The sequence below is a fragment of the Pseudomonas sp. Irchel s3a18 genome (assembly GCF_900187535.1).
Classification (GTDB): domain Bacteria; phylum Pseudomonadota; class Gammaproteobacteria; order Pseudomonadales; family Pseudomonadaceae; genus Aquipseudomonas.
In genome coordinates this window covers 349,240-365,052 of record NZ_FYDV01000004.1, presented here as the reverse complement: position 1 = coordinate 365,052, position 15,813 = coordinate 349,240, and the positions used below count along the sequence as shown (strand labels likewise).

The following is a 15,813-nucleotide window of genomic DNA, read 5'->3' as shown; positions in this document are numbered from 1 at the left end:
TTCTCCGGTTCGGACACGCAACCAAATGCGTATCATTAACCGGGAGGATACGCCGCTACCGCCTTTTCTACAGCCTCTCTCAATGATTTCGCGCGCTGGGTTTCGCTGTCGTCGAGGCCGGTCTCGGCGCTGGTGCTCCAGACCAGTTGCCCGGTTTGGGCGTCGTACAGGTTTACCCTGACCACCAGCATTTGCACATTGTAGGTCCGCACAATGGGGACGGTGTTGTACATGCCGTAACCGCTGCCATAGCCGCCACCGTAGCGGTTGTAGCCACCGTAGGCGCCATACCCGTAGTCATCCTGCACCTGTTGCAGCCGGGTTTCCTGTTGCAACTCGGCGCTGACCCACAGATCAGCCGCCCTGTTGTCATGCAACGGACGCAAGCCCCGTTGGTCCAGCGCATTGCTGACCAACTCGGCGATCTGCGCCGAGTCAGCCCAGGTCGAACCGCTGGGCAACTGGCCGTCGAGCCAGGCCCAGCTGCGGTAACGGGCATAATCTCGAGGCGCGGCCGGATAGGCGCTGCGGTCAAAGGTCTTGGCGGCTTGCGGCGGGGCCGGTGGTAACGGGTTGGAGCTGGCGACATACGGATTGCTGCCCTGGCAGGCGGCAAGCCCCAGGCACAGCAGGATCAATCCCGGATGGCGTTTCATGGTGCTCTCCACAGGTGCCGGCTTCAGGCCGGACGACAGATCCAGTGCAGGTAACGCCCGAGCCCGGCGAACGTCGGATGACGACGGTGGGCCAGTTCCATTTCCAGCAGGTCGATCAGTTCGGCGCGGGCCTGGAACTCCACCGGCATGTAGTCATGGAAAACCCGCACACCGCTCTGGGTTTCGACCGTCCACAAGCCTTGCAGTTGCGTCGCCAACTCCCGTGGATCCAGGGGCATTTGCGGGGTCAGGCTTTGCTTCTCCCCCGCCATGTCGTTCTTGCGCATCTTGCGGAAATGGCCCTTGAGCAAGTTGCGGTAAATCAAGGCATCGCGGTTGTAGAACGCCAGCGACAACCAGCCGTCCTGAGTGGTCAGCTGATGCAGCACGGGCAGAATCGCGTGAGGCTCAGCCAGCCACTCCAGTACCGCATGGCACAGCACCAGGTCATAAGGCTCTGTCAGTTGCCCCAACAGTTCCTGCCATGGCGCCTGGATGAAGGTTGCGGTTTGCCCGGCGTCGGCGAATCGCTGGCGCGCGCCACTCAGCATGGGTTCGGCAGGCTCGGCCAGGGTGACCTGATGGCCGCGTTCGGCCAGCCACAACGACATGTGGCCCAAGCCCGCTCCGATATCCAGCACCCGTAATGGACGATCCGGCAGGATCTCGGCCAGGTCAGCTTGCAGCACTGCCAGGCGGATCGCACCTTTGGCCCCACCGTAGATTTTTTCGGCGAAACGGGTCGCCAACTGATCGAAATGACGGTCGCTCATCAGCTGAACCTCCGTTCGCTGTCCGCCAGTTTGCTGCGCACGACCTGTTCCAGGTCCAACCCCAGTTCGCTGCACAACAGCAGTAGATAAAGAACGATATCACCGACTTCCTGACCGGCATGGGCGAGCTTTTCCGGCGGCAGTTGCCGCGACTGGTCCTCGCTCAGCCACTGGAAGATTTCCACCAGTTCGGCCATTTCCACACTGGCGGCCATGGCCAGGTTTTTCGGGCTGTGAAATTGCCGCCAGTCATTGCGGTCGCGGATGCTGTGCAGGCGTTCGGTCAGTTCAACAAGGTTCATCGGGCTCTCCTGAAGGTGTATAGCTTCGGGCGGATGGCCGATGAAGGCAAGCTCGGTCAATCGGCGGGTCAATCGACCACGCTGAACTCGACCCGCGCGGTCTGCCCACCCTCGTCCAGCACGCTCAATTCGACGCGCCCCAGCTGTTCAAAGGTGGCATTGATGCTGTCCTGATTGGCGCTGTCGCCCAATGGGGTACCGTTGACAAACCACCAACGCCGCCCAGTGCCACCCAGTGCCGATAACTTCAACCGCAGCCGCTCCCGGCTGGCCGCGGGCCGGCGCACCTGATCACCGTCGCGCACGCCGACAATCGACAGCGGTGAAGACGCCGCCAGTACCGGTCCCGGGCAATCCGGATCATTGGCCGGCACACGTGCTTCACGGCGTTCGATGCGTGGCAGCCAAGGCTCCAGCGGTGCCGGCCACAAGGCGATATCCCGCGCCACGGCGCCCGGGCATTTGCTGTCGACCCGCAGCCCTTTGCCATTGACCCAGATCTTTTCCACCAGGCCCACGCCCAAGGGCTGGTCCAGGGCCTGCAAGGTCGGTGGCGTGGTGCCGTCCAGCGTCCAGGCGAAGCGCTGGCGTCGGCAGTTCGGGTCACTGCGGCTCATCGGCTGGCCCAGCGGCCAACAGATCGCCGCGACCCCGACATTCGCGGGCACCGCCTGTACCGGTGCGCTGATACCGCGCTGGCTGTCACGGTTGATCAGTACGTCATGCACTTGCAACATCAATGGGGCCGCCGAGGCTAGGCCAAACTGCCCTGGTACCGGCGTGCCGTCCGGGCGCCCGATCCAGATGCCGATCAGGTAACGCGGGCCGACGCCGATGGCCCAGGCATCGCGAAAGCCGTAGCTGGTACCGGTTTTCCAGGCCAGCAGCGGACGCTGCACCAACTCGGCACGCGGGTCACGGTCGGGGCGGGCCTGGCCACTGAGAATCCGCCGCACAATCCACGCCGAGCCCGGCGACAGCAGCGGTCGTTCGCGCAGTTGCTCGTCAGGCTGCAATCGGACAGTGGCGCTCTTGCCGCCACGGGCGAATGCGCTGTAGCCACTGACCAGGTCCTCCAGGCGACTGCCGGCACCGCCAAGGATCAACGACAGGTTCGGCTCGGCCAGCGGCGGCAGGGCCAAGGGCATGCCGCCCATGCGCATTTCGGCGGCAAAGCGTTTCGGCCCATAAGCTTCCAGCAACTGCACCGCGGGCAGGTTCAGTGAAGTCGACAGCGCGCTGCTGGCCGGCACCGGACCACTGAACCCCATGGAGAAATTGCCTGGTCGATAGTCGCCATAACGTCGTGGCACGTCCTGCAACAAGGACTCGGAATGGATCAGCCCGGCGTCCAACGCCATCCCATAGAGGAAAGGCTTGAGGGTCGAGCCGGGAGAGCGCATGGCACTGATCATGTCGACATGGCCAAAGCGTCGGGTGTCGTTGATGTCCACCGATCCCAGGTAGGCACGCACGGCCATGGTTTCTGCCTCGACCACCAGAATCGCCGCCGAGGTGTGCTCCGGCAACCGCGCGCGCCAGCCCAGCAACAAGTCTTCAAGCCGCCGCTGCAGGTTGGCGTCGAGGGTGGTGCGAATCAGCGGCGGGCTGTCCGGGCGGTTCAACCGCCGCGCCAACAGCGGCGCCAGGCTCGGCTCCAGGCGTGGCGCCAGCAACAAGGGTTCTTCCAGGGCCTCATCGACCGCCGTCTGCGGCCACACCCGGTACGCCGCGAGCCTGCGCAACACCTTGTCGCGCGCGGCTTGCGCACGCGCCGGGTGACGGTCCGGGCGCAAGCGGCTCGGCGCCTGTGGTAACACTGCCAGTAGCGCGGCTTCGGCCTGGGTCAGGTGCAGCGGCGACTTGCCCAGATACGCCCAGCTCGCCGCCGCCACCCCTTGCAGCGTACCGCCGAATGGGGCGCGGTTGAGGTACAGGGTGAGAATCTGGTCCTTGGTCAAGTGCCACTCCAGCTGCCCGGTCCGCCACAGCTGACGCAACTTGCCCGCCAGCGTTCGCGAATGAGGATCCAGCAGACGCGCCACCTGCATCGACAAGGTGCTGCCACCGGACAACACCCGCCCGCCGAAAAGGTTTTGCCACGCGGCTCGGCCCAGCGCCAGGGGATTGACCCCCGGGTGTTGATAGAACCAGCGATCTTCATAGGTCAGCAGTGCGTCGAGGTAGTAGGGTGAAACCTGCGACGTGTCGACCGGATAGCGCCATACGCCATTGGCATCGGCGAAGCGCCACAACGGCGTGCCGTCTTCGGCCAGCACCACCCGCGCCAGATCGTCCCCGGGCAAGGGCAGCGGCCAGATCCGGTCGGCCAGCCAGAGCAGCGCAACCACCAGCAACGCCCCGCCCACAACCCAACGGCCAACCCGCAGAAGCCTGCTGGCCGGCGAACGCGCCCTGCCTGGTACACCCCGTCGCGCCCTTCGCTGGCAAGCCCGCGCCCACAGGGAACGCATGTGCTGCGTTATCATCCGCACATTCAACACCGCAAACCTCTAGGCCTCAAGGGAACTCCAGCCTGCACGCAACGGCCAAAGGTTCAGCGCTGGCAACGCCCTTACAGACTTTCATCAGGACGCACACATGCAGGTAGAAAGCTTTTTCGAGTGGCTCGGCCAGGCGCTGGGGTCGGTCATCCGGTTCATCGTCGAGGTGCTCAGTGGGTTGTTCAATACCTTGACTTCCGCCGGTGGCAATTTTGTCGAAGGTCTGTCGCAAGCACTGGGCATGGACACTTCGGTCATCAGCATCATCGCATTGCTCATCGGTTTGATGCTGCTGTACTCGGCCATTCGCGCCTTCATGCGCGCATCGGTTATCGTCGGGATTATCTGGCTGATGCTGGGGCTGTGGGTGCTGAGCTGGGTGATTCACTGATTCGGATCAGCGCCCCAACTTGATCGTTCCCACGCGCGCGCGGGAACGATCAATTCCCCGAGGGTATTCAGCGCCCCTTGATCACCATCTGCGGTACGGTTTCACCCACGGCCTGCCAGTTCGGCCGGTACATCGACTCCACTTGCGGTGGCGGTACGCGGTAGATGCCCGGGGTGACGGCCCGTGCCAGGTACAGCAAGTGCGAGGTATCGCGACCCTCCAGATTCATTGCCGCCACGTAACGGTCATCGCGGAACTCCTGGTGCTTGAGGCTGGCGTTCTGCATTGACTCGCGCCACTCCTTGACCTGGCTGCTGGCGTTTTCCAGGCTCGCGGCGCTTTGTGCCAGGTTCTGGTTTTCCAGCTCCAGGCCCGCCGGCAACAAGTCCACCACCAAGGCATCCGGCACGCGCTGTTTGGCGCTGACGGCAATGTGCACCAGCACCAGATCGCCGCTGGCCAGGTCACTAAGGTCCAACAGCTGGCCGTTCATGCCCAGGTATTCGCGGCGAATCCTCAGGTTCTCGCCACCCGGTACCGGCGCGTGTTGTGGATAACCGGAGATCGTCAGCTGCTGGTAGACCGGCTCGCTGCCTTCGTTGCGCAGGGACAGCGGCGAGGCCAGCAACGGCCCTTCCAGCTTGAGCCCCGGCTGGTTGTTGTTCAGTTCACGGGTTTCGTTGCCACTGCTCAATTGCGCGCTCCAGTTGGCTTCCGGCTTGCCCAGCAAACCACGGCCAGCGAGGAACAACGCATTACGCTCCTGTGTCGACAGATACGGGCTGGCCGCCAGTTGATCGGACAGCTCGAACAAACGCTCTTCGAGCGCCCCCTGGCCCAGGTCGTTCTCCTCCAGCAACGCCAGGATCAACGCCTGATCCCGCAGCGGGCTACCGTAGTCGGCCAGCCAGTCGTTCGGTTGACGTGACGCTGCAAGCCCGGCCAGCAACGCTTGTTTGGCACGGGGTTGATCGCCCATTTTCTGCAAGGCAATCGACAGTTGCACCAACGGCAGGCCGGAGCGGGCATCGCTACGGCGCTCGAACAGACTGCGCAGCGCCCCCAGAGGGGCCTGTTGGCTGCGAGCCAGCACCAGGCCTGCATACGCCTGTACGGCAAAGCGGGTGTGTTCGGCGTTTTCGCTGTAGTTCACTTCGATCAGGTTGCGCTCCTGCAGGTAGCGCAACAGTCGTTCACTGGCCTTTTTCAGGGCCTCGGGCGGTACGGCAAAACCCTGGTCACGCGCACGCAGCAGGAAGTCCGTGACATAAGCCGTCAACCAGTACTCCTCTTCGCCATCGGCGCCCCATAGGCCAAAGCTGCCGTTGTAGCGCTGCATGCCCAACAAGCGCTCGATACCCAACTCGATCTTGCGCTTGCGCTCGGCGTCCGGATCACCTTCCAGCCCCAGACGTTTCAGGCTGGCAGCATCGGCATACAGTGATGGGTAGAGCCCGCTGGCGGTTTGCTCCAGGCAACCGTAAGGGTAAGCCTTGAGCGCGCGAATCTGTTCGCCAAGGTTCAGCGGCGGCCGGCTCGACAGGCTGAGCAAGGCTTCACGCCCGGCCACTTCGAACTGCGACAACTGCCCTTCAGGCAAGCTCCACGGCTGGTCCTTGAGCACCGCGCGATAGTGCTTGAGCATCGCTGGATACGCCGGACGCACCCCCAGGGTCCACTCGCGGGTGAACGGCGGCAGGCTCTCGCCCGGCAGATCAAGACCGTTGACCAGGACCTTGACCTTGCCCTGACCGAAACCACCCAACGCGCGCACAGGAATGTGCAGCGTGGTGCGCTGGCCCTGGGTCAATGCCACGCTGTGCGCCGTCTCGCCCACCACGTCCAGTTGGCCATCGGTGCTCAGTTGCACCTCCAGCTTCTGTGCCTTGCCCGAGAGGTTCGACAGGTCCAACGCCAGGGTGGTCTGGTCGCCACCGGCGAGGAAGCGCGGTGCCGACAGTTCGGCGATCAAGGGCGCGGCGATCACGGTTTTGCCTTCAGCCATGCCGTAGCGTTCATCGGTCCAGGCCTGGGCCATCACGCGCAGTTCACCGTTGAAATCCGGGATGTCGACGCTGACCTCGCCTTCACCCTGCTCGTTCAGGGTGACCGGTGCGCTTTGCAGCGCAACGATGGTCACGCTGGTATCAGGGCGCTTGCCACCCTTGGCCAGTGCCGCGTCGCCCCCGAACGCCAGGCTGGCCAGCCGGCCCTGCCCGGCTTCGATCAATTGCCCGTAAACGTCCAGTTGGTCGGCACCATAGGCTTTGCGACCGAACAGGCTGGAGTAAGGATCCGGGGTCGGGTATTCGGTGATATTGAGGATGCCGACATCAACGGCAGCCAGCAGCACATGCACCTGTTTCGGCACACTGCCATCGGCGTTCTTCGCTTGAATCTTCACGCTCAGCGGTTGTTTCGGGCGCATTTTCTCCGGCACCGTCAGGCTCAGGCCGAGCTTGCGCTGAGTCCGGTCCAGCGGCAGATGCAACACGCCAACCGCGCGCTTGGGGGTGACGTTAGCCTTGCGCTCGCCGGGACGAATCACCAGTGCGCTGACATACAGGTCGTGGCGCGACCACTTCGGATCGAGTTTCACCGCAAAGCTTTTACCTTCGGCCGGCACATCGATGGCCTGCCACCACAACGGGCCATCCGCCGATTCCACCAGCAGATACCCTTTGCCGGCCGCCGGCGGCGTGACCGTGACGTTGGCCGTGTCGCCATCACCATAGGCGGGCTTGTCCAGGGCCAGCTTCACCTGGTCCGGACGTACCGCGCCGCCTTCGGCGTTGTCCTGGGCGCGGTAGCCGGCCCAGAAGCGCAGGCTGCTGACGACGCCGGTCTGCGGGTCTTCGACTTCGACGCGGTAAGGTCCCCATTCCACCGGGAAACTGACCTTGGCCGTGCCACCGGCCTTGATGCTGACGGACTCTTCGGCCAGGTTGAGGAACTTCTCGTTGAAGTGATAGCTCCAGCCATCGTTGTCCGAGTAGTTCCAGTAGTAGTCGCGGCGCTCCTGGATCAAGCGCACCTTGAGGTTGTCGGCCGCCAGTTTCTGGCCTTCAGGGTTGGCTACCAACAGTTCGAATTCGACCGGCCCGTCGCCGCCGGTTTCTGCACCATCGAACAAGGCACGCAGCCCCGGCATGCGGTCCGCCGGCCATACCGGTTGCACCACGCGCCGGGTAATCGGCCGGCCACCGGACTCTTGCAGGCTGGCCTGGACGATCAGTTGCAGCGGCGACTTGACCTCGGCCCACTTGCTGTCCAGGGAGATCAGGACTTCGCCGTCTTCATCCAGGGCGGTTTCTTCCAGCTCCAGGTCCTGGCTCAACTCCTCTTCGGTGACCGAGCCGAACTGATACCCGGGCAAGCTCTTGACCGCTTCACGCAACGGCCGCACGTACACCTGACCGCTCAAGCGATTGCCTGCGGCAGGTGCGCCGTACAGGTAACGACCACTGACCGCGACTTCGGCGGTGTCGGCGGGCTTGATCGGTACATCGCTGCCCTTGAGTTCCAGGGCCAGGCGCTCGGGCAGGAAGTCTTCCACCAGGAACTCGTAGAGCTGCGGTTTGCCGTCACCCAGGTCGAACACCAATTGCCAGCGCCCGGTCGGTGCTTCAGCGGCCAGTTGCAGTTGATACTGATAGAGGCCGGACGCATCGGCATCCCAGACAAACTTGCGGCTGACCTGCTCATCCGGGCGCCGCACTTCAACGCTGACCGGCTGCGGCTTGACCGCGTTGCCGTCCTTGTCTCGCAACAAGGCATTGAGCAGTACGGTTTCGCCGGGACGGTAGAGGTCACGCGGGCCAAACACGAAAAACTGCAACGGGTGGGCCTGCGGGCCGGCAATGTTGAACTCGGCCAGATCCAGTGCTGCACTGTTGAGTCGCAGCAGGCTGGTCTGTTCGCCCTGATGGGCCAGCAGCACTTCGGCCTTTTTCGGCAGCGGCAACTCGGCATGGCCGCCCTGCCCGGTCTTGCCTTGGGCAACCATCCGGCCATCGGCGTCGAGCAGCTCCAGGCTGATGCCGTCGAGGGCCTTGCCGCCATCCAGCGCCTGGGTGAACACGTCCAGGCGATTCTGGTAACGGTGCACCGAGAGGCCAATGTCACTGAGGGTGAACAGGGTAGCCGGTTGCGAGTAGTTGTACGTACCGGAGGCACGCATCACCGCCAGATAGACGCCTGGCTGCTGCAACGGCTTGAGGCCGGAAATCGGCAGCAATAGGGTTTCGCGAGTGTTGCGTGCCGGGTTCAGGTCGAAACGACCGCCATACACTAGCTCGCCCATGGGCAGCAGTTCGCGGGATTCGTAGCTTTGCAGGCTGTTGTTGCGGCCCCACTGGGCGAGGAACGCCGGCAGCGATTCGGATTTGATACGGAAGAACTCGACATCGATCTTGTCGACGTTCAAGGCAATCACAGGTAACCCTTCCGCCAGGCGGGTCGGCAACAAGGTGCCACGACTGGCAAAGCCCACGGTCGGTTGCAGGTCACGGGTTTCCAGGCGGCTGACAAATTCGGCGGCCAGCTTCGCGTCGTTGACCCCCACCAGCCCGGCATCGACGGTGAGTACCAGTTTGCGCTGCGGCTCAAGGTGACGCAGGCGCAGTTCCATCAGGTTGTCGGCAAGCTCCCACGCGCCATCGACCTTGCCGCTCTTGCTGTCCACCAGGTGCAATTTGTCCGCGAATTTCTGCTGCGGGTCCAGCGGCACCGAGAAACTCACCGACAAGGTGCTGGCGCCATCGAGCTGGATTTCCGAGACATCCACCACGCTCAGTTCACGCCCGACATAACGCTGTTTCAGCACGGCCATGTCCTGCACGGCCTTGGGTGCCGTGGCCGTTGCAGCTGGCGCGGCGGGGGCCGCTGTCTTGTCGGGGGTCGATGAATCGCAGGCGCTGAGCAGTGTCAGTACACAAGCCAGGAACAATCCTTTGTTAAGCATGGGGCACTCGCGGGCAGGAGTATCGAAGGGGGTAACTATAGCCCAAGCGCTTGCAGGGCTGATCAGATTGACCGACGGCGGGGGAGATGGGTTCTCAAGCACGACCTGCCCCTTTCCGACTTCCACCCCCTTTCAGGATCTACCGCTACAATACCCGCTCTCGCAAGGAGCCTGAATGTCTACCCTGATCACCGACTGGCGCGATCGTGCCACCCATCGTCGTGTCTGGGCGCTGGCCGCGCCGATGATTCTTTCGAACATTTCCGTGCCGCTGGTGGCGCTGGTCGACAGCACCGTGATCGGCCACCTGCCCCATGCCCATCAGTTGGGGGCGGTGGCGGTGGGTGCGAGCCTGTACACCTTCCTGGCCTGGGCCATGGGTTTTCTGCGCATGGGCTCCACCGGCTTCGCCGCGCAGGCCGCGGGACGGGGCGACGGCGCGGCGTTGCGGCAGATCCTGCTACAGGGCTTGTTGCTGGCGCTGGGCCTGGCCTTGCTACTCGGTGCGCTGGGCGTGCCGCTCAGTGGCGTGGCGCTGCACTTCATGCAACCGTCCGCCGAGCTTGACCAACTGACCCGGGACTTTTTCCATACCCGTCTGTTTGGCCTGCCCGCCGCCCTCGCCAGCTATGCGTTGGTCGGCTGGTTCCTCGGGACCCAGAACGCCCGTGCGCCGCTGGCGATACTGTTGACCACCAATCTGGTGAACATCGCCCTGAACCTGTGGTTCGTCATTGGCCTTGAGTGGGGCGTCGTCGGCTCGGCACGCGCCTCGGTGATCGCCGAATGGACCGGCGCCCTGCTGGGTCTGGCCATGACCCGCAGCGCCCTGCGTGCCTACCCCGGGCACATCGCCTGGGCTGCACTGGCGCTCTGGCAGAGCTGGCGCCCCCTGTTGGCGGTCAACCGCGACATCTTCATCCGCAGCCTGCTGCTGCAATCGGTGTTCTTCATGGTCACGGTTCAAGGCGCGCGCCTGGGCGACGCGACGGTCGCCGCCAATGCCCTGCTGCTCAACGGTTTGCTCCTGACCGCCCATGCCCTGGATGGCCTGGCCCATGCCGTGGAAGCACTCTGTGGCCACGCCATCGGTGCCCGTGACCGTGAGACCTTGCGCCGTTCACTGGTCGTGGCCTGCGGCTGGTCATTGATCGCCAGCCTGGGCTTTGCCCTGCTATTCCTGTGCGCCGGCCATCTGTTCATTGCCCTGCAGACAGACATACCGAGTGTGCGCGACACCGCCTTCGTCTACTTGCCGTACCTCGCGGTATTGCCGTTGATTGCGGTCTGGAGCTACTTGCTCGATGGCCTGTTCATCGGCGCTACCCGCGCGCGGGAAATGCGCAACGGCATGCTCTTGACGGTCATCCTGCTGCTGCCATTTGCCTGGGCGCTGCAAGGGTTGGGCAACCATGGACTCTGGCTGACCTTCCTGCTGTTCATGGTGCTGCGCAGCCTCACCCTGGCTGCCTTCGCCTGGCACTTGCGCAAGCACGACGGATGGTTTGCCGGCCACGCCCACTGAGCCGGCCACAAATACCCGCCAGGGTCCGAGTTTCAGGATGGGCCGTTCTGCCAACGGTTGCGCAAACTGTCGAGCCGCTCCTGCTGAGTGCGTCCCGGCAACGGCGCATCCAGTGCAACTGACGGGTACTGCAAGCGCAGTCGCAGCCAGCCATCCAGCACGGCTCTGTCGCTGAAGCCCTGCTCGAGCCCTTCCTGCACACAGGACCAGATCAAGCCGTAGTCATACCCTGTAGTCTGGCTCCAGCACCAGGCGTGCCGTTCCAGCATGCACGCCTGCAATTGGCCCTGCTGACGCAAGCTGAGGTTGTCTTCGATCGCCAGTTCGCTGACCGACAAGGGCGGACGGCTCAATTGCTGCCACCCCAGGCAGCCCAGCGCCCGGTCCGCCCAAGTGCCGCCGTACCAGTACAGCTTGTCGATCGGCCCCAGCCAGCGGCTCAAATCGCGGGCATCGCAGCCATCAAAGAAGTAGCTGGCAGTGTAGGGGTTGTAGTAACTAAGCAGGCCTTTGTAGTGAAGCCCGAACGTGACCGTGAGCATCCGTCGCAGGTGTCCGAGCAACGGCTGCGCCGAGGCCGATGTCTCCAGCAACAGGCCCGGCCAATCCAGCGGCGCCTCGTGAACGCATTGCGCCAGTGTCGGTTGGCTCGACAGTTCAACCAACTGCGGCCCCTGGTCACGCAAGTCATGCAGATCGGTGTTCTCGAACAACCCATGGCACGGCGCTTCGGCAAAGCACTGCTGCAGATTCCGCCCGGCGTCCGGCGCACCCGGGACATCCAGCAAAAACCATTGAGCCGCCTGGGGCGCACTCATGCCACACCACTTTGACCAAACCCGGTGGCCATGCGACAGACGCAGATCGTTAGCCGGCAATAGCGCAAGCTCCCCCCTCCCGGCAACAGGCAGAGCAGCACCAGCGGTTGACTGCACCGGACCTGTGCCAGCCAATCATGGTGCGCAGCCGGAGTTAGCGCCGCACTCTGCGCAGTCATTACCTTGACCGGTGCTGGCTTCGAAGCCTTGAGATGAATGTTCGGGCTGGACAAGCGAATGTCGGCACCGTCAAAACGCACCTCACTGCACCCTACCTTGAAGTGCCGCTGTGAGTGGGGATCAACAGTCAGCGCCTGACCACCGGAGAGCTGAACCTGCTGCTCGGTGCCCACAAACATCGCCGCGTTGATCTGGAGTTGCAGCAAGGCCTCGCTGCCTGAGGCCGGACGGGTTTCAGAAGGCAGCACTGCGTCCCCAGGTCGTATCGACGGCTGAAATATCCCCGTGATCAATGGCTGGTCAGGATCGCCATCGATGAAGCTCACACAGACCTCCACCCCAGCGGTGAGGCCTGCAACCGCCTCGTCCGACAACAGAGTGGAAACCGGTAGCCAGCAATGACTCGGGCTGGCGCCTTCGCCCTGATACAACCAGTCGAACTGCACCGCGACCCGCCTCGCCGAGTCGCTGTGCGCGCCCTCGACATCGACTATCCAGCCACGCTGGATGCTGCTCATTCGAGGTTTCGGGTGTGGCTCGCCAGGCTCGAACGGCCTGTCAGCAGGTATCGCCCACAGGCGGTTGCAGTAATGTGGCACCGGCATGGAGCGGCCGGTGTGCTCGACCCGGGTCAGCAACCACTGACCGTTCCACGCCGCACAGGGATGCTCCGACAACGCCAGAACCTGACCGCTGCGCAGCGTCGACAGGTCTGTTTCGGCTTCTGCGTGGATCGATGCAGGGTACTGCGGGTCACCCTCCCGTGTTTGCGCATGCACCTTGAAGTGCTTGACTGCAAGTGCGGCACCCTCGACATCAAAGGACTCGCTTGTAACAACGGGTTCGCGACTCAGGGTGTCGGTAAAGACCAGGCAATGACTACCCCTGCAATGCAGGAAGTAGTAATGAATCCGCGCCTGTTCGCACAGGCGCTGAACAAATGCCAGGTCGGACTCACGGTACTGCGTACAGAAATCCAGCGCCGGGTAATCGTCCTGAAGCACAAACCGACAGGCCTCCCCACCGATACCATGCTCCCTCAGGACCTGGGCAAGGATCTGCGGGACCGACTGCCGGCTGAAGATCCGTTGACTGAAACGTTGCCCCAGACAGGTCAGCTTCGGTCCAAGCGACACCCGCCAGAGTCCCGGATTCGCGCCGCTGTGAAGCTGCACCAGGTCATGAATCTGTCCGTGGATACCGACGCCCGCCTCCCCCAAGCACAGATAGGCCGGGCGATACATCAGGCTGGCAAGGTCCAGTTGCTTTTCATCGAGTTGCAATTCCAGCCTGAAAACAAAGGGCGTACTGATGGACTCGTAGCCGGTAAAGGCGACAACCGTAAAGGCTTGGGACTGGCCCGCTATCTCCAGGCGAAATGACGGCTCGTTGACTGGATCGGACATCGACGTATCTCTACAGGAGGGCGGCCGGGGATTCTCGCTGAGAGACATGGCCGAGTAGAGTGCCGAAATACAACTTGGGAAAAAGACTACGCGAAATGAAGAAGCGCCAACATTGATTGTGCGACGCAACTAAATATCTCTATAAAAATGAAGAACCGCCGCACCGGGCTATCTGAAACTTCCGTAGCGTACGGAAAACTTTCAGACAGCCTGGTCACAGCGGTGACTGACCTCAGGAAGACAGGTAAGACGAACGAGTCAGGCCCAGACGCAACGCGTCGAGGAACTGAGTGCGCTCGGAAGCACTGATTCGGGCGCTGGCTACCTTGTCGCGGTAGTGCGTCATCAGTTCTTCTGGCGACAAGTGCACATAACGCAGCATGTCTTCGATGGTGTCGTGGGTCTCGATACCGGCGTGGTAAACACTGCCATCGGCATTCTGGTAGATGTTCACCGAGTCGGTGTCACCGAACAGGTTATGCATATCGCCCAGGATTTCCTGGTAGGCGCCCACCAGGAAAATCCCCAGCAGGTAGTCTTCACCGTCGTTCAGTGCATGCACCGGCAAGCTGGTTTCAATGCTCTGCTCGTCGACGTACTGCTTGATCTTGCCATCGGAGTCGCAGGTCAGGTCTTGCAGCACGGCGCGGCGCAGCGGCTCTTCGTCGAGACGGTGCAGCGGCAGGATCGGCAGGACCTGGCCGATGGCCCAGGTGTCGGGCAGGCTCTGGAATACCGAGAAGTTGCAGATGTACTTGTCGGCCAGCTTGTCATTGAGTTCATCGAGCACCTGGCGGTGCGAGCGCTGACGTGCCTTCAACGAGTTGTGCAGGCGACGGCACACGGCGAAGTAGCATTGCTCGGCCAGGGCTTTTTCGGCCAGGGTCAGCTTGCCATCGGCGTACTGGGTCGCCACGTCGCTCATGTAGTGAGTCGCGCGCCAGTAGGTTTCGGTGACCATCTCGATGTCGGTCGGGCCCAGCAGGTCCACCAGCCACTGTACGGTTTCCGGCAGTTCCTCCTTGTTGGCGATCTTCGGCACGTCGTCGTTGTGCTTCTCGACGTCCGTCACTTGCACCACCAGCATGGCATGGTGAGCGGTCAGGGAGCGGCCACTCTCGGAGAAGATGTTCGGGTGCGGCAGGCTCTGCGCGTCGCAGAATTCCTTGAGCATACCGACCACGACACCGGCGTAATCGTCCATGTCGTAGTTGATCGAACTGGCGTTACGCGAGTGCGTGCCGTCGTAGTCCACGCCCAGCCCGCCACCGACGTCGATGTGATCGACCGGCAGGCCCAGATTGCGCAATTCACCGTAGTAACGGATCGCTTCCTTGAAACCGTGCTGGTAGTCCGCCAGGTTGGCGATCTGCGAGCCCATGTGGAAGTGCAGCAGGCGAATGCCCTGGTCCAGGCCCGCCGCGCGGAAGCGCTCGACCACCGACAGCAGCTGCGCCGCCGACAGACCGAACTTGGATTTCTCGCCACCGGTGTCGGCCCATTTGCTCGATGCCAGGGACGACAGGCGAACCCGCAGGCCGACCTGAGGCTTGACCTTCAGCGAGGCGGATTCCTCGATCACCAGGCCGACCTCGGATTCTTTCTCGATCACGATGAACACGTTGTGGCCCAGCTTCTGGCCCATCAGCGCCAGGCGGATGAACTCACGGTCCTTGTAACCGTTGCAGACGATGGTGCCGCCCTTCGGCGCCAGGGCCAGTACGGCCAGCAGCTCGGGCTTGGAGCCGGCCTCCAGGCCGATGGAAACGTTCTGGGTAGCGATGATGTTTTCGATCACCGCTTCCTGCTGGTTGACCTTGATCGGGTACAGCGCGGTGTACTTGCTCTGATATTCCAGGCGTTCGATGTTGGCATCGAAGGCACCGGTCAACTGGCGGACACGGTCTTGCAGGATGTCCGGGAAACGGACCAGCAATGGCAAGGACAGGCCGCTTTTACGCAGCTGGTCGACTTGCTCGAACAGGTCGATAGGCGAACTGGTCGGACCGTTCGGACGAACTTCGACGCGACCGGCGTCATTGATCGCGAAATACCCGGCCCCCCAATGGCGAATCCCGTAAACACTGCGGCTGTCCGCAACTGTCCATTGGCTGCCATCGTCTTTGCGTGTGCGTCGTACGGACATCGAAGTCCCCTATAAATAAAGTCAGAGAGCGCCTCCCGGGTTGAGGGCTGGCGCAGCTTAAAGAATGTAAATGACGATTAGCCTGCAACGAGGGAATAGACCCCGGATGCAGCGCTGAGTTTAGAAACCGGTCAGAACAGGCTCTGTGA

Annotated in this window: 10 protein-coding genes; 2 read left to right on the top strand and 8 right to left on the bottom strand. The window is 62.8% G+C overall.

What is annotated here, in order from left to right; genetic code table 11:
* Nucleotides 1-35: 35 nt before the first annotated feature.
* The 4 genes from CKW29_RS08820 to pbpC form a co-directional block, all read right to left on the bottom strand.
* Nucleotides 36-656, bottom strand: a complete 621-nt coding sequence (locus CKW29_RS08820; protein ID WP_095144835.1) for a DUF4136 domain-containing protein — start codon at nt 654-656, stop codon at nt 36-38.
* Nucleotides 657-679: 23 nt separating this feature from the next.
* The gene (locus tag CKW29_RS08815; RefSeq protein ID WP_095144834.1) at nt 680-1,429 is read right to left on the bottom strand and encodes a methyltransferase; all 750 of its coding nucleotides are present in this window, start codon (nt 1,427-1,429) and stop codon (nt 680-682) included.
* Complete coding sequence (locus CKW29_RS08810; protein ID WP_095144833.1) at nt 1,429-1,731, bottom strand: MazG-like family protein; 303 nt, start codon at nt 1,729-1,731, stop codon at nt 1,429-1,431. Before CKW29_RS08810 ends, CKW29_RS08815 begins: the two co-directional genes overlap by 1 nt.
* A 68-nt stretch (nt 1,732-1,799) precedes the next feature.
* On the bottom strand, nt 1,800-4,205 hold the full coding sequence (pbpC, locus tag CKW29_RS08805) for a peptidoglycan glycosyltransferase PbpC (protein ID WP_256584848.1): 2,406 nt from the start codon (nt 4,203-4,205) through the stop codon (nt 1,800-1,802).
* Between the two features lie 127 nt (nt 4,206-4,332).
* Here pbpC and CKW29_RS08800 point away from each other — a divergent pair, with 127 nt between their 5' ends.
* Nucleotides 4,333-4,626, top strand: coding sequence for a hypothetical protein (locus CKW29_RS08800; protein ID WP_095144831.1), 294 nt, complete (start codon nt 4,333-4,335; stop codon nt 4,624-4,626).
* A gap of 67 nt (nt 4,627-4,693) precedes the next feature.
* On the opposite strand, the gene CKW29_RS08795 is transcribed toward CKW29_RS08800, so the two are convergent.
* Nucleotides 4,694-9,589: an alpha-2-macroglobulin gene (locus tag CKW29_RS08795; RefSeq protein WP_095148286.1), complete on the bottom strand. Its 4,896-nt coding sequence runs from the start codon at nt 9,587-9,589 to the stop codon at nt 4,694-4,696.
* Nucleotides 9,590-9,764: 175 nt separating this feature from the next.
* Here CKW29_RS08795 and CKW29_RS08790 point away from each other — a divergent pair, with 175 nt between their 5' ends.
* Complete coding sequence (locus CKW29_RS08790) at nt 9,765-11,114, top strand: MATE family efflux transporter (RefSeq protein WP_095144829.1); 1,350 nt, start codon at nt 9,765-9,767, stop codon at nt 11,112-11,114.
* 32 nt (nt 11,115-11,146) lie between these two features.
* Here CKW29_RS08790 and CKW29_RS08785 read toward each other — a convergent pair whose 3' ends face one another.
* From CKW29_RS08785 to speA, 3 genes are all read right to left on the bottom strand, one after another.
* Nucleotides 11,147-11,932 carry a DUF4123 domain-containing protein gene (locus CKW29_RS08785; RefSeq protein WP_095144828.1) on the bottom strand — a complete coding sequence of 262 codons (786 nt, stop codon included), beginning with the start codon at nt 11,930-11,932 and terminating at the stop codon, nt 11,147-11,149.
* Complete coding sequence (locus CKW29_RS08780) at nt 11,929-13,518, bottom strand: type VI secretion system Vgr family protein (RefSeq protein WP_095144827.1); 1,590 nt, start codon at nt 13,516-13,518, stop codon at nt 11,929-11,931. Before CKW29_RS08780 ends, CKW29_RS08785 begins: the two co-directional genes overlap by 4 nt.
* 232 nt (nt 13,519-13,750) lie before the next feature.
* On the bottom strand, nt 13,751-15,664 hold the full coding sequence (gene speA / locus CKW29_RS08775; protein ID WP_095144826.1) for an arginine decarboxylase: 1,914 nt from the start codon (nt 15,662-15,664) through the stop codon (nt 13,751-13,753).
* Nucleotides 15,665-15,813: the final 149 nt, after the last annotated feature.